Source organism: Fodinibius salinus (assembly GCF_008124865.1).
In the GTDB taxonomy this organism is placed as follows: Bacteria; Bacteroidota; Rhodothermia; order Balneolales; family Balneolaceae; genus Fodinibius; species Fodinibius salinus.
On the sequence record NZ_VNHY01000002.1, the window covers coordinates 441873 to 458429 of the forward strand.

Here is a 16557-nt window from a genome sequence, read left to right on the forward strand (position 1 = left end):
CGCATTTTTTAATAAATGTTCCCGACGTTGAAACAACGATAATAAATTTGTGTATGAAATTAAATGCATGCTCACCTCAATTGTTAAAAACATAAATCAAGCAAAATTGCTTAAAGATTATACTATGTACAGCTTTATTTATATACTCCATTATAGTTGTGCATCGAGGCCGGCTGTGAATTCGATAATGGCTGAATATTTGGTGCTGCTAAAACTGTTTTACTCATTTAATAATTGGAGGTAACTATGATTACGCGTGAAAATATTCTCGACCTTGCAAAACAGGATCATGATGTGTGTGTTTCTATCTTTTTACCCACTCATAAAATGGGAAAAGAGGTACAGCAAGACCCCATCAGACTAAAGAATTTATTAAGTGAGGCCAAGACACAATTACAACAACGTGATATCACAGAAGAGCGAATTGAAAATCTTCTTGAAGAACCCCGAAAATTGTTAGATCGTCCCTCTTTTTGGCGACATAACGATAAAGGGTTAGCCCTGTTTATTTCTGAGGATGATTTTATCTATTACCGCATTCCCCACAGTTTCAAAGAACGAGTAATGGTAGGAGAACACTTCTTGATTACTCCACTGGTGCCAATGATTTCGCTCGAAGGCTCGTTTTGCATATTGGCACTGAGCCAAAAGAACGTTCGACTGCTGCGATGTACGCGAGACAGTGTTGAGCAAATTAAATTGGATGATTCGCCCGACAGTCTCGAAGAGTTTCAAAAGTTTGATGTATACCAACAGAACCTACAGCATCACTCCGGCCAGGGCAGCGGTAATAAAGCTATTTTTCATGGCCAAGGTGGTTCGGAGGACACTGATACAGAAGTTCTTATTAATTACTTAAAAACCATTGAAAACGAAGTTACCTCTGTTATGCGCAAGCGTAATGATCCACTTATCCTGGCAGGTGTAAGTGGCGCAACCGCCGAATACGACAAGGTAAATCACTACAACCGCTTAATGGAGGAGTCCATATCTCAAAACCCAGACCCCCAAAGTGACACTGAAATTAAAGATGCCGGATGGAAAATTATTGAATCATACTTTCTAAAGGATATGTATGATGCTATTAATCACTTTGATAATCTTACCGGATCGGACAGGCAGTCAGACGACCTCACGAAAATTGTTGAAAGCGCCTATTACGGCAAAGTAGAATCACTGTTTGTTCCTATCGGCGTACATCGGTGGGGCTGGTTTGATATGGAGCGCGATGTGGTGCACCAAAGTGATGAGGCTAAAAATGGGGAGCATGATCTTATAAACATGGCAGCTATTAAAACACTCACCCAGAGCGGTGACGTATATGCACTGGACAAAGATGAGATGCCCAACAGCTCATCCATAGCTGCTATTTTTCGATATGCTTAGTCAAATTAACGTCCCAAGATCTTAAACCCTATTAACCCTGACAAGGTCCATACCTTGTCAGGGTTTTTTATTTAGTTACTTTTTAAAACCTTTTTCATTTGCTAGCTTTATTCTTCGATTGCTTCTGCTATCTTTTATCTTTGCTATAATCATCAATAAGCTTATTTGTTATGAAACTACGATCTTTGATATGCACACTGTTCTTATGTCTTCTGTCAGGCAGTATATTGGCACAAAACCCCGCAGATGCCAAAGCCTCTATGGATTACTATCTGCCGCAGGATGTAACTTATGACTCCTCCATTCCTACTCCAAAAGAAGTGCTGGGAACAGTACCCGGCAAATGGCACGTGCGCCACGATCAGCTGGTGCAGTATATGCGTGCCGTAGCCAGAGCCTCCGATCGCATAACTTTACATACGTTCGGAAAGACCTATGAAGACCGTTCACTCCTTTACTTAACAGTCACTTCACCATCCAATCATGAAAACATCGATCAGATTCGAAAAAATCATGTAGCCCTCTCCAATCCCGAAAAATCTGATCAGCTGAATACCAATAATATGCCAATCGTCATGTACTGGGGCTATAGCATCCACGGAGATGAACCCAGCGGCTCGAATGCGTCCATGCTCGTAGCTTATTATTTGGCAGCTGCACAGGGCAATGCGGTTGAACAAAAGCTACAGAATAGTATTATCCTGTTGGATCCAAGCCTGAACCCTGACGGGTTGAATCGCTTTGCCGGCTGGGCCAACACACACAAAAGCAAAAACCTTGTTACCGATCCCAACAGTATGGAACTAAACCAGCGGTGGCCAGGTGGACGTAGCAATCACTACTGGTTTGACCTGAACCGAGACTGGATGCTTGTACAACACCCAACCAGCAAGGGACGAATTAAAATATTCCAAAAGTGGAAACCCAATATCTTAACTGATCATCACGAGATGGGTACCGACGCCACCTTCTTTTTTCAGCCGGGTATCCAGTCACGAACCCATCCTATTACGCTCGATAAAAATCAGCAGCTAACCAAAGAGATTGCCAAATATCACGCTGACAAACTGGATCAAAATCAGCGGCTGTATTATTCCGAAGAAAGCTTTGATGACTTTTACTACGGCAAAGGATCTACCTATCCGGACGTAAATGGAGGAATCGGCATTCTGTTTGAGCAAGCCAGTGCCCGCGGTCATGCCCAGCAAAGTGATCACGGCGTACTCAAATTTCCCTTTGCGATTAAAAACCAATTTTTAACCTCTCTCTCCACCTGGGAGGCTTCCCAAAACCTGCGGCAGGATATTCTTAATTATCAACGGGATTTCTATGAGGAATCCTTAAATCAGGGAAAAGACGCATCCATCGAAGGATATGTATTTGGTACACAGCATGACCAGGCCCGAACCTATCACTTTGCAGAGATGCTACGCCGACACCAGATCGAGCTCTATGAGCTAGAAAAAAATCTCAATGCAGATAATGAATCTTTCCAAAAAAATTCTGCCTATGTCATCCCTGCGGACCAAGAAAAATATAAGTTTGTAAAGGCCTTATTCGAGCGCCGTACCACTTTTACCGACAGCCTGTTTTACGATGTTTCTGCCTGGACGATGCCCTACGCTTTCAACCTTCCATTTGCGGAACTCGAGGATATGGACCGAAGTATCATGGGTAATAAAGTTGAGGATCTTCCAAACTTTCCACAGGGAGAAGTAGTGGGCGGCAAAAGCAATTACGCCTATATTTTCGAGTGGGATGAATATTACGCGCCCAGAACACTCAATCACCTACTGGATGCCGGCGTCCGCGCCAAAGTGGCGTCTAAACCGTTTACCGCTGTCACCGCCGATGGCAGCAAAAAGTTTGACTACGGAACAGTGCTTGTTCCCTTGGGTCCCCAATCCACAGACCGTGCAAAAATTCACGACATTATACAAGAGGCCGCCCAAGATGATGGGGTCAACATTTATGCCATTGGCACAGGCTTAACACCCAGCGGCATCGATCTGGGCAGTGGTTCTTTCGAAACGCTGGACAAACCTAATGTGGCAGTAATGGCCGGAGAGGGCACCAGCTCATATGAAGTAGGCGAAGTGTGGCATCTGTTGGACCAGCGATATCACATGACACCAACTATCTTTCCCAAGGATCGCCTCGACAATGCTGATCTCAGTCGCTATAACGTTATTGTAATGGTCAACGGCCGGTATAATGAGTTATCAAAAGAAGCCGTCGATAAAATTAAACGGTGGACCCAAAACGGTGGAACGCTAATTACCACCAAGTATGCGAACAACTGGGCCAAACAACATGAACTGGCAAACATCACTTATGCCGAACAAGATCAGTCAAAAGAAGAAGACAAGAAAGTTAACCCCAAGCCCTATGCTGACATGGATAAAACCCGCGGCGCACAATATATTGGGGGCACGATTTTCCACACTAAGCTGGATTTAACTCACCCACTGGGCTACGGTTATAACGATGAGGATCTAACAGTATTCAGAAATAGCACCCTGTTTCTGAAAAAGGCTGACAACCCCTATGCTACGCCTCTTTATTACACAGATGAGCCATTGGCAAGCGGATATGTATCGGATGAAAACCTTGAGCAACTGTCGGGTACAGCTGCTGTTGTAATCAGCGATGTGGGCAGCGGTCGCGTTATTTCAATGGTCGACAATCCCAATTTCCGTGCCTTTTGGTATGGTACCAACAAGCTGTTTATGAATGCCATTTTCTTTGGCCAAACCATTGACGGTGGTTCAGGCAACTAAGCTAAAAGGGCAGAAACATTCTGGCTGTTTTTATTCTTTAAAGGGATAGAATTAAACATATTTCTATCCCTTTTTTATTTTCCAATATTTTGGTTTAGCTGTCTTATATTCCAACTACCAATTATTAACGGGATTCAGATTAATTTCTATTCAACATTGCTATGAAACCAGTATTTCAAGCTCTTTTTGGCCTTATTATTGTCTCCGCTATTGGCGCACTTATCCTTTCTTTTAGCCTCGATGGCATGGTTAAATCAAATCTGGAAAGTACGGCCACCGAAATGCTCGATACTTCGGTTGATGTAAATGATGTCTCCATATCAATTTTGGACGGCAGCGGCAGCATCAAGGGTATTACTATTGCCAACCCTCAGGGCTTCAGCGACAGCACGGCCGTCGAGCTAAAAGAAATCAACATGAAGGTGGACCTGTACAGCTTACTTTCGGATACCGTAGTCGTTAATAAAATCCAAATCAACAAGCCGGAGCTGCATTACGAGCAAAAGACAACGGGCAGCAACTTTGATGCGTTGACGTCTAACATGAAGAGCGACGGTTCTTCGAAAACCTATTTGGCGGTTGACTACCTGCTGGTTAAGAATGGCCGTATCTCATTGAGTACCGACATCGGCGGATCAAAATCGATGGAGGCTGAGTTTTCACAGATTGAAATTGAGGGGATTGGCCGAGACCGTAGCAGTACTACAAAACAAGCACTGCGCCAAATATTGGAACCCATCTTAAAACAGGCTGCTCAAGAAGCCGTTAAAAGCGGACTAAAAAACAAAGCAAAAGATGTTGCTGAAGATTTACTTGATGGATAGGAGTACCCATTGATCTCCAAAACTATTGGAAGCCTTGAGAGACTTATAGGCTTTTATTGGGAAAGGACAGGCTGTTTCACAAAAAACCTACGCAATGCGGTACTACAATAAGCAGTACCTGCTGCTATAAACCTCAATACATTAACCAATTATTCGTTTTGGGACTGGTTATTACTATCCGACAATACCTTCAAAAGATCCAAAAAATTTGTATTCTACAAAACAACGGATGGGATGAAGAGGGTAGAATTATCAAGTGGTTTATGCTACTCCTCCTAATCGGAATGATAAAACTCTTTATTGTTATAACTAAATCTACAGAGGGACGAATGAACAATACTATAGGCTATCAACAGACCAACACTCGGCGTAATTTAATAATATGGGGACTACTATGTCTGCTTTTATTAGCGGGCGGATGTGGAAAGAGCAAAAAGGAGGTTATTGAACAAAATGAAGCCTTTTCAAAGTATATTAGCGGCTACACTTCCAATATTATCAGTACTCGTGATGAGATTGTGGTTCGATTAGCATCAGAGTTTAAAAAAGAGGAACGCCCTCAGAAAGAGCTCTTTCAGTTCGAACTATCAGTTGTTGGAAACCAAATCTGGTTAGATAATCGTACGGTAGCATTTCGGCCCAAAACATCTCTTCAAAATGACACTCGGTATATTGTTCATTTTCGCACCGGGGCTCTATTTGATGTAAACAAAAGCCTTGAAGAGTTTACGTTTGATTTTGGAACTATTCGGCAAGACCTGGAAGTGCAAATCGAGGGTGTAAACCCTGTGGACGGCAACCGATCCCAGCAACAGTTAAATGGAACCATTCATACTGCGGATGTAGCAGCACTTAGCAATATAAAAAGTGTACTTGAGGCTCGTCAAAATGGAAATTCCCTTCCTGTGGAATGGGAACAAAAATCCGGTAAGCAGCAACATCATTTTACTATTAAGGATATTAAACGCACCCAACAGCCGGGGTCAGTAATTGTATCTTGGGATGGGGAATCCATAGGTACCAATACGCGAGGTAAGCAAACCGTGCCTATTTCATCGCTGGATGCTTTTCAGTTAGTCAAAACGCAAGTTAGTCGCGATACCAATCCTCATATAGCCCTAACATTTTCGGATGCGCTGGATCCCAACCAGAACTTTGATGGCCTTATTCGTATAGGATCGTACGATAAAATGAATACCATCGTGCAAGAAAATCGGCTGGAGATATATCCGCGTAAAAAACTCAAGGGACGTCAAAAACTATCTTTATCACCGGGCATACAAAGCAAACACGGGAAACGTCTGGGTGAACAGGTATCCCGCACTGTACAACTGCATCAACCAAAACCCAAGGTTCGTTTTGTGGGTCAGGGGGTCATTGTTCCAAACTCCGAGGAGTTACTGGTACCATTCAAAGCCGTTAGTCTCGGTGCTGTTGATGTACAGGTTAGCCGTATTTATGAGAATAATATTCCGCAATTTTTGCAAACTAATAACTTAAATGGAAGTCAGTATCTTGAACGGGTAGGAGTACCTGTGGTGCAAAAGGTAGTGCCGCTGTCGTCGCTGGGCGCTACGGATGTAAGCAAATGGAATAACTATGCTCTGGACCTTTCGAACTTGATAGAGCCGAAACCGGGTGCTATCTACGAAGTCGAAATCGGTTTCCGTAAACATCAAATTGTGTACCCCTGCGGTGATGACGCCCTTACAAAACTCGAAGATCGAAACTGGACCCAAAGTTCCCGGGAAGAAAATAAATACTGGGATAGATTTGGCGATTATTATTATCCCGACGGATATAATTGGAGAGAACGAGATAATCCCTGCGACGTTTCCTTCTACACCGATGATCACTACATACGCCGTAATGTACTGGCGTCCGACCTCGGACTAATTGCAAAAAAAGGAAATGTAGGGGCTACGCAAGTTATAGTTACTGACCTTAATACGGCCCAACCCAAGTCGGGCGTAACCTTAGAACTTTATGATTATCAACAGCAAAAAATGACTTCCATGACGTCTGACGGGCAGGGCATGGCTAAGGCTAAGACCCAACGCAAGCCGTTTTTGCTTGTGGCCAAAGACGGTAAGCAGCGCGGATATTTGAAGCTTAAGGATGGGAACTCATTATCCCTTAGTGATTTCGATGTTTCGGGAGCTCAGGTTAAAGAAGGGATTAAAGGATTTATGTACGGAGACCGTGGCGTTTGGCGGCCCGGCGATTCGCTGTATGTAACCCTTATCGTGGAGGATAAACAAGATATACTACCGGAGGACCATCCGGTTACTTTTGAGCTGCGCAACCCTTCCGGCCAAGTCATGGATCAACAAACTATCACAGACCCGGTGAACAATTTTTATGATTACCGAACTAAGACCACTGCAGATGCCCCCACCGGCAACTGGATGGTCCGGGCTCAGCTAGGAAATAATACCTTTTCTAAAACGATCAAAGTTGAGACGGTTAAACCTAACCGACTTAAAGTAAATCTAGATCCTACCAATAAACGACTTACTGCCTCCGACCGCATACTTGACGGACGTATTTCCGCGCAATGGCTGCACGGAGCAACGGCTCAAAATCTCAAGACCGATATCTCAATGACCCTCACCAGCAGCCCGATATCTTTTGATGACTATGACGACTTTGTTTTTGATGATCCCTCTCGCTCGCTTGATGCAGCAACCGAAAAAATATTTGAGGGCTAACTTAACGGTGAGGGGAATACGAACTTCTCTTATACTCTTAATAAAATGAGCAAGGTTCCCGGGAGGCTTAGTGCCAACCTGTTAACCCGTGTTTTTGAAAATTCAGGTAACTTCAGCGTTAATCGCTCTTCCATTCCTTATTATCCCTACAAAACTCTCGTTGGCCTGCAGATGCCCGAAGGTAATAACCGATGGGATATGCTGGCTCGCGACTCTACCCACACAATAGATATCGTTACACTGGATGCTGACGGTGACCCAATGTCCCGTAAGAATGTAGAAGTAGAAATTTTCAAAATTGACTGGCGCTGGTGGTGGGAGAAATCAAATAGAAATCTGAGCCAGTATTTTACCGAGCATGATTTAAAACCTCTCTTTTCTGAAAAGACACAGACAGGAGCAAAAGGCAAAGCTCAGGTCGATTTTCGCATTGACGAGTATGACTGGGGACGGTTTATGGTACGAGTAACAGACTTGAATGGCGGTCATGCCGCAGGACAAACCTTTTACCTGGGATGGAGCTATTTCAGAAATAACCAGAGTGGTAATCCAGCACGGCTGGCTTTTGAATCAGACCAGGAAGAATACCAAGTGGGCGAAGAGGTAACCCTGAACATCCCCAGCAGTGCCGGCGGAAAAGCGCTGGTTAGCCTGGAATCAGGCTCGCGTATCCTCCAAAACTTTTGGGTAGATACCAAACAGAAGCAAACAAAGGTTAGCTTTTTGGCCTCCGAGGCAATGGCCCCAAATATTTATGCCCATGTTATGCTCATTCAACCACATGGTCAACGCCAGAACGATCGCCCTATCAGAATGTACGGTGTCATCCCCATCTCGGTAGAAGATCCCGCCACCAAGATTGAGCCCATCGTTGACCTGCCTTCCGAACTCCGGCCCGAAACCACTGCAAACATTAACGTCAGCGAAAAAAATGGTCGTCCAATGACCTATACAGTAGCTGTGGTAGATGAAGGCCTGCTGGACCTAACTAATTTTAAGACTCCCAATCCTCACCGACATTTTTATGCCCGTGAAGCCCTGGGCGTAAAGACCTGGGATCTGTTTAATTTTGTTGCCAGCTCCTATGCCGGAAATATGAACCGAATTCTCTCTATCGGTGGTGATCAGGACACTCAAAAACCTAAACAGGGAGCGGAGCTCAACCGTTTTAAACCAATGGTTGAATTTCTGGGTCCCTTTAATCTAAAGGCTGGCAAGACCAACCAACACTCTATTAACATCCCAAACTATGTGGGATCAGTACGTACTATGGTTGTAGCAGCACAAGACGGTGCCTACGGTCATACCGAAAAAGCAACTCCGGTTCGCAAGCCCGTTATGGTGCTCGGCACACTGCCGAGGGTTCTGGGGCCAAACGAACAAGTTACTTTGCCGGTAAGCGTTTTTGCTATGAATGACGATATTGAAGAAGTAAATGTACAAATTAAAGCCAATGAACTTTTTGAGATTGATGGGTCATCAAGCCAGACTGTTTCATTTGATGAGCCAGGTGAAAAAACGGTTCGTTTTGACCTGCAGGTAAGCTCCCGCATCGGGGCTGGAAAAGTACAAATTGATGCCCATAGTGGAGGTGAAGCGGCTCATCACGATATTAATATAAAAGTTCGTACTCCTAATCCGCCGGTCACAAATATACATGAGCAAGTGTTAGATCCCGGTGAAGAGTGGGATTTTGAATATTCTCCAGTCGGAGTAGCGGGTACAAATACAGGTATCTTTGAAGTATCTCGCATCCCACCTATTAATCTTGGACAGCGACTCAGTTATTTGATCCGCTATCCTCATGGCTGTATTGAGCAAGTGGTCTCGTCGGTATTTCCACAGTTGTATTTGCACCACATCGTAGATTTAAGTGATGCTCGTAAACAGAAAATCCAAAAAAATATTGATGCCGCCATCCAACGCCTCCGGTCTTTTCAAATACCATCAGGTGGAGTAGGCTACTGGCCGGATCACAATAGTGCCAATGAATGGGGGACCAACTATGCCTATCATTTTCTGTTGGAGGCCAAGAACATGGGCTACTACGTACCCAAAGACCTGCTCAATAATATTAAGCGATTCCAGCGTCAGAGAGCCTCGAATTGGCGATTCGTTAGTGAACGCGACCATAATGACGATCTTATTCAAGCTTACCGCTTATATACCCTAGCATTGGCGAATACCCCCGACCTTGGTGCCATGAATCGGTTAAGAGAACACAAAGAGCTTTCGGTACAAGGGGGCTGGCGACTAGCTGCAGCCTACAAACTGGCCGGGCAGACTGAAGCGGCAGATGATCTAGTCAGAGGAGCCAAAATGAACATATCCAAATATGATAATAAGGGACGAACTTACGGTTCTGAAGTACGTGACCAAGCAATGATTCTGGAAACGCTCAGCATTATGGACAAAAGGGAAAAAGCCGCGCCGCTGATGAAAGAAATTGCGGGTGCATTAAATAAACAACGGTGGATGAGTACTCAAACTACAGCCTACAGCCTTATTGGTATTGCACGATTCCTGAAGATTGCCAAGGGGACTGAAGAAATTGATCTTCAGTATAATATCTCTGGGGCAGGACGAGGGTCAGTACAATCAACAGCTCCTGTATCACAGGTACCTTTTGATATTGAAGGGAATCGTAAACAACAAGTACAGGCAACAAATAATAGTGAGGGAGTTGTATTTGCCCGACTTATTCAGCAAGGTACCCCCGCCGCTGGCAAGACAACGGCAGCTTCTAATAACCTGGTTCAGAAAGTTAAATATCTAAACTTGGACGGAGAAGAGTTAAATCCAGCTCGTCTCCCTCAGGGAACCGACATCATTGCCGAAGTAACGGTACGAAATCCAGGCACTCGCGGAAATCATAAGAATTTGGCCCTTACCCAGATTTTTCCTTCAGGATGGGAAATCCGAAATACCCGTATGGATAAAACCACATTTAAAAAACCCACATCTGAGCCTGACTACCAAGACATTCGCGACGACCGGGTATATACCTATTTTGACCTGCCGGCGGGAAAGAGTAAAACATTTAGAACTATGTTGAACATTAGCTACACAGGCAAATACTACCTGCCTACCGTCTCTACAAGCGCAATGTACGACGAAACAGTCAGCGCTCGAACGCCCGGTCAATGGGTTAAAGTAGTACTTCCTGAATAGTGAATAAAACAGGAAATAAGACCAACCAAGAATACTCAGATAATAGAATGTTGAACTGGGCTAAAGACCGATTCCAATGGATTCTCGTTCTACTTGGACTTGGTTTAGGCCTGTTCTTATTCTGGAACTGTTTGCCCCAGCCGTTATTTAACACCCCTTATTCTACCGTACTCGAAGACCAAAATGGAAAACTAATGGGAGCCAAAATTGCCAGTGATGAGCAGTGGCGATTCCCACTAAGCAAGGATGTCCCTACAAAGTTTGAAAAAGCACTGTTAGAATACGAAGACCAGTATTTTTACCAGCATCCGGGCGTTGATCCTACCGCGGTTTTACGAGCTGTTATTCAGAATATTGAGGCCGGCAAAGTTGTTAGCGGTGCAAGCACTCTAACCATGCAGGTCATCCGGCTGTCGCGCAAAGATCAGCCTCGGACTTATTGGGAAAAGATAAAAGAAGCAATTTTGGCTTTGCGCCTTGAGCTTTCCTACTCTAAAAAAGAAATTTTAGCTCGGTATGCAGCGCATGCCCCCTTTGGAGGTAATGTTGTTGGGCTGGAAGCCGCGTCGTGGCGATATTTTGGACGGCCACCCTCACAGCTTTCATGGGCCGAAACCACTACCTTGGCCGTACTTCCCAATAGTCCTTCGCTAATACATCCGGGTAGAAATCGTAACCGTCTGAGAAACAAGCGTGATCAATTACTTAAACGATTAAAGAACAGCGGCACGATTGACTCCCTAACGTATAAGCTGGCCAAATCTGAACCTTTGCCCGGAAAGCCCTTGCCATTACCCCGCATAGCTCCACGGCTACTCACGCGTATGGTTACCGGCAAATTCCGCCAGCACCGGGTCAAATCTACGATAGACTTGTCCCTGCAAAAACAAGCTCGAAATGTAGTAGAACGCCACCACAAATTATTAAAACAAAACCAAATTCATAATACAGCAGCTCTGATTGCTGATGTGAAAACCGGTGCTGTACGAGCGTATATCGGCAACACAAAGGATGCATCCAGTCCCCATGAAAATAACGTTGATGTGGTAACTGCACCGCGGAGTACCGGCAGTATCCTTAAACCCTTTTTGTATATGCTCATGCAGGATAAAGGACAACTATTACCTAATATGCTGGTAGCTGACATTCCTACTGAAATTGCCGGCTATTCGCCAGAAAATTTCAGTAGGTCGTACAATGGAGCTGTACCGGCCTCCGAAGCCCTTTCTCGTTCTCTCAATGTGCCTGCCGTACGTTTACTACAGGATTTTGGAGTGCCGAGGTTTCATCATTATTTGCAGCAAATGGGTATGAAAACTCTCGACTATCCACCAGAACATTATGGATTATCGCTCATCCTCGGTGGGGCCGAAGGAAGTTTATGGGATATTACCGGAATGTACACCTCCGTTGCTCGATTTATGAACCACTATAATGCCGCTAATCCACAAACAAATATCTTCCGTCCCAAACCACTCCACTTTACAAAAGGAGCTGAAAATAGCTCAGAATATTCTTTCCCGCTTAATGCGGGTGCGGTCTGGTACACCCTCGAGACCATGTTAGACGTACACCGCCCAGAAAAAGATGTCAATTGGCGACAATTTCAGTCTTCCCGTAAAATAGGGTGGAAAACGGGTACCAGCTTTGGTTACCGGGATGGATGGGCTATCGGTGTTACACCAGAGTACGTGATTGGAGTATGGGTAGGTAATGCCGATGGGGAAGGACGACCCGGCCTAATAGGTATTAAAACAGCCGGACCTATTTTGTTTGATTTATTTGACTCATTGGATAAAACAAGCTGGTTTCATGAACCCCTATATGCCATGCAAAAAGTACCTGTTTGTAGCAAAAGTGGCCACCGGGCTGGTCCCTATTGTAATACTGTGGATACTGTTGCTGTACCCAAACCGGGACTTAAAACAGAACCCTGTCCTTACCACCAGCAGGTACATCTGGATAAAACGGAAAACTATCGTGTAAACAGTAACTGCATGTCCATAGAAAAGATGAAGGATGAATCTTGGTTTGTTCTTCCTCCAGCACAAGAGTGGTATTACAAACAAAAGAATCCAAATTATCGTGTACTACCCCCCATGCTTAAACAGTGCCAGAAAAATACTGACGCTACAACTGTCATGGAACTAATATATCCACATGACGCATCACAAATTTATATTCCAAAAGAACTGGATGGCTCAAAGGGAAAAACTATATTTAAAGTAGCGCACCGGGGCAACAATTCCACGGTGTACTGGCACCTAGACAATCAGTATTTGGGCAAAACTAAAGATTCCCATCAGATGGCGCTTTCGCCATTGCCCGGCCGACATCTTCTTACACTGATAGATGAGGAAGGAGCTACGCTACGCCATCAGTTCAAAATTTTGAGCAGGTAAATAACCCGCGATCTTTTATAATGCATTTTGCAGGGTGTCAGTATAATCCAGTTTCTCCCAAGGAAATTGGCCGCGACCAAAATGCCCATAGGCAGCAGTCTCGGTATAAATAGGCCGTTTCAGATCAAACCGTTCAATTATTCCCTCTGGGGTTAGATCAACAGTTTCCTGGATAGCATTAGCCAATTTAGCATCAGTAACCTGACCGGTACCTTGTGTATCCACGTTTATAGATACCGGCTGCGGAATGCCAATAGCATACGCCAGCTGCACACTGCACTCATCAGCCAGCTCGGCTGCTACTACATTTTTTGCAATATGCCGTGCTGCATACGCTGCACTACGATCAACCTTGGACGGATCTTTGCCCGAAAAGGCACCACCGCCGTGTGAGCCACGTCCGCCATAGGTGTCCACGATAATTTTACGTCCTGTTAGTCCGGTATCTCCGTGGGGTCCACCAATTACAAACTTACCAGTAGGATTTACGTGGAAAATTGTATCCTCGTCAATAAGCCCATCCGCAATAACATTGGGGAGAAGCTCTTTCTTGAGATCCTTTTTTATTTGCTTCTGCTCTACATCTGCATCGTGCTGTGTAGAAATTACAATCGTGTGGATACGCTCCAGATTCCCCTCATCATCATATTCTACCGTAACCTGACTTTTGCTGTCGGGAGCAAGATACGGAAGCTTGGAGGTATTCTTACGGATATGCGCCAGTTCCTGAAGCAGATTATGTGAATACTCCAGGCTCATCGGCATATAAGTATCAGTCTCATTTATAGCATAGCCAAACATCATACCTTGGTCGCCGGCACCCATTTTTTTGTCGTCTCCTTCATCAACGCCCTGTGCAATATCGGGACTTTGTTGATGAATAGTTGTTAATACACCGCACGACTCTGAATCAAAGCGATAGGAATTTTTAGTATATCCAATGTTGCGAATTACTTCTCGGGCAATTTCTTGTACATCTACATAAGCATCAGTAGTTACTTCGCCCGAAATCACAGCAAGTCCTGTGGTCACCATGGTCTCTACAGCCACTCTCGATTCAGGATCCTGTTCGAGCATGGCATCAAGAATAGAGTCAGAAATTTGATCGGCAATTTTATCCGGATGTCCTTCAGAGACAGATTCGGAGGTAAAGAGATTTTTCATCGTCAGAAATTAGTATAAAAGTGAAAAAATTATAAGAGCGTTGAAGCTACAAAAAACTCTATACTATTGCAGAATAGAAGAAAACAAAGATACGTATAACAAAACGTGTAGTGGTTAATCAGAAAGATCGGTCTCTTTTTCATCAGGATCGACCCCCAAATACTCAAAAGCTTTCCGGGTAGCAACACGTCCTTTGGGCGTACGCTGCAAAAATCCCTCTTTGATAAGGAAAGGTTCATATACCTCCTCGATAGTACCTTTATCTTCGCCTACAGCAACACTCAGGGTTCCCAATCCTACGGGCCCTCCATCATAATTTTCAATAATGGCTTTCATGATGCGAATATCCATCTCGTCAAAGCCGTTTTGATCTACGTCTAGTGCATTAAGCGCAGTATCAGCAATCTCATCATTGATGGTATCCATATTTTCAACCTGGGCAAAATCCCGAGTACGACGCAGTAGTTTATTTACAATTCGCGGTGTGCCGCGGCTCCGGCGGGCAATCTCGTGAGCACCAGTATCAGTAATCCCCATATCTAAGATAGAAGCCGTACGTAAAGCAATACGCTGGAGCAACTCAACGTCATAATAATCAAGCCGCATATCGATGCCAAAACGTGCCCGTAGCGGTGCGGTCAGCAACCCTTTTCGGGTCGTAGCACCTACAAGCGTAAACCGGTTAAGCTCAATTTGGATACTTCGCGCATTGGGTCCCGAATCGATTACAATATCCAACTGATAATCTTCCATCGCTGAGTACAGATATTCTTCAATCACCGGATTCAGGCGATGAATCTCATCAATAAAAAGCACGTCTCCCTCATCCAGATTAGTGAGCATACCCGCAAGATCACCTGGCTTTTCCAGCACCGGACCCGTTGACGGTTTAATTTGAACACCCATTTCATTAGCAATAATATGGGCCAGCGTTGTCTTGCCTAATCCAGGAGGACCAGACAAAATTACGTGATCAAGAGCTTCACCCCGCTTTTGGGCAGCTTTTATAAAAACAGAAAGATTTTGAACAACTTTTTTCTGCCCGACAAACTCACGAATACGCGTTGGGCGAAGCGTCTGTTCAAAATCGGTATCACTGTCAGAAGCGTCTAAAAGAGGGTTTTGCAAAATAAAATGCTTAATGAGTTAACTTTTAGAAGACAGATTAAATTAACTCATTATTTGCAAAGTGTCGAAGCTTTATTAGTTGTCTTTTATCTGCTGCTCAAAGTTGTCAAAGTCAACATTACCGAGTTTATGATCCAGTTTTCGCAGGATTCTAAATGCAGAATCCCGATAAATGCCGTCCATTGCATAAGTAGTATGAATAGCTTCGCGGGCTTTTTCCAGCTTGTTAAGATTCATATATGCATTACCCAGATACCAATATCCCTTTTCCTTGGTGACGGGTTTATCCTTAACCTTTTTGGTTACCTGCTCTAGTGCAGTAATAGCATTAACATAATCCCCCGAATTATATAGAATAATTCCTTTATTGAGATATGCCTGTACAGCAGCCGGCTCATTGGGATATGAACGAATAATCTTATCGTATTCAGCAATTGCTTTTTTAAGATCTCCCGAAATAGCTGCTTTAAATCCCCGGTTTAAAAGAGAATCAGATGGTGCAGTATTACCCTTTTGGGCTCGCATTACCGGCGCCGAAGAAAGATTCTTGGAAATATTGATATTACCAATAGCTAATTCTTGTATTGTTTGATTGGTATCAACCTGCAAAAAGTTAATAGCTACTATAAGTACAGCCACCGCTGCCGCTGCAGCCGTCCATTTCCAGGATTCTTTTAGCGAATAAATAATTCCGTTTTCATTGGCAGAAGATTCTTGCGATGGATTTTCAGCCTTAGCACGATCAGCAACAATAGACTTAACACCGAGTTCTGTCTCCAGCAAATCAATATATTCGGGCTGTTGTAAAAGATCTTCCCACAACTCTTGGCTCTCTTCTTCAGAAAGCTGGCCTTTTATATAAGCATCAATTTTTTGTTCTAGTTCTAAGTCTCTTGACATCTTGTGCGTAATCAAAAGTTAATATTAGTGCTTTAAATGCTTTGAAAGTACTTTAGTTCAACGGTTTATTAAGTAAGACCCTTGAAAAGAC

9 protein-coding genes are annotated in these 16557 nt (G+C 44.1%); 6 read left to right on the plus strand and 3 right to left on the minus strand.

Annotated features, from left to right (window positions below; genetic code table 11):
• The first annotated feature begins 246 nt into the window (after positions 1–246).
• The 6 genes from LX73_RS06860 (at position 247) to pbpC (ending at position 13274) form a co-directional block, all read left to right on the plus strand.
• Positions 247–1386 carry a baeRF7 domain-containing protein gene (locus tag LX73_RS06860; protein WP_148898746.1) on the plus strand — a complete coding sequence of 380 codons (1140 nt, stop codon included), beginning with the start codon at positions 247–249 and terminating at the stop codon, positions 1384–1386.
• A 170-nt stretch (positions 1387–1556) separates the two neighbouring features.
• Entirely contained in the window at positions 1557–4166 is a 2610-nt protein-coding gene (locus tag LX73_RS06865) for a M14 family metallopeptidase (RefSeq protein ID WP_148898747.1), read from the plus strand.
• Between the two features lie 161 nt (positions 4167–4327).
• On the plus strand, positions 4328–4990 hold the full coding sequence (locus LX73_RS06870) for a DUF748 domain-containing protein (protein ID WP_148898748.1): 663 nt from the start codon (positions 4328–4330) through the stop codon (positions 4988–4990).
• Between the two features lie 329 nt (positions 4991–5319).
• Positions 5320–7701 (plus strand): MG2 domain-containing protein, encoded by a 2382-nt coding sequence (locus LX73_RS06875; RefSeq protein ID WP_170245612.1) that lies wholly within the window; start codon positions 5320–5322, stop codon positions 7699–7701.
• 45 nt (positions 7702–7746) lie between these two features.
• Positions 7747–10872, plus strand: coding sequence for an alpha-2-macroglobulin family protein (locus LX73_RS06880; protein ID WP_148898750.1), 3126 nt, complete (start codon positions 7747–7749; stop codon positions 10870–10872).
• Between the two features lie 47 nt (positions 10873–10919).
• A complete protein-coding gene (gene pbpC, locus LX73_RS06885; protein WP_148898751.1) occupies positions 10920–13274 on the plus strand; it encodes a penicillin-binding protein 1C in 2355 nt (784 codons plus the stop codon).
• A 15-nt stretch (positions 13275–13289) separates the two neighbouring features.
• Here pbpC and metK read toward each other — a convergent pair whose 3' ends face one another.
• The 3 genes from metK to LX73_RS06900 form a co-directional block, all read right to left on the minus strand.
• On the minus strand, positions 13290–14438 hold the full coding sequence (gene metK, locus LX73_RS06890) for a methionine adenosyltransferase (RefSeq protein ID WP_148898752.1): 1149 nt from the start codon (positions 14436–14438) through the stop codon (positions 13290–13292).
• Positions 14439–14552: 114 nt separating this feature from the next.
• Positions 14553–15566, minus strand: coding sequence for a Holliday junction branch migration DNA helicase RuvB (gene ruvB / locus LX73_RS06895; RefSeq protein WP_148898753.1), 1014 nt, complete (start codon positions 15564–15566; stop codon positions 14553–14555).
• 75 nt (positions 15567–15641) lie between these two features.
• Complete coding sequence (locus LX73_RS06900; protein ID WP_148898754.1) at positions 15642–16466, minus strand: tetratricopeptide repeat protein; 825 nt, start codon at positions 16464–16466, stop codon at positions 15642–15644.
• Positions 16467–16557: the final 91 nt, after the last annotated feature.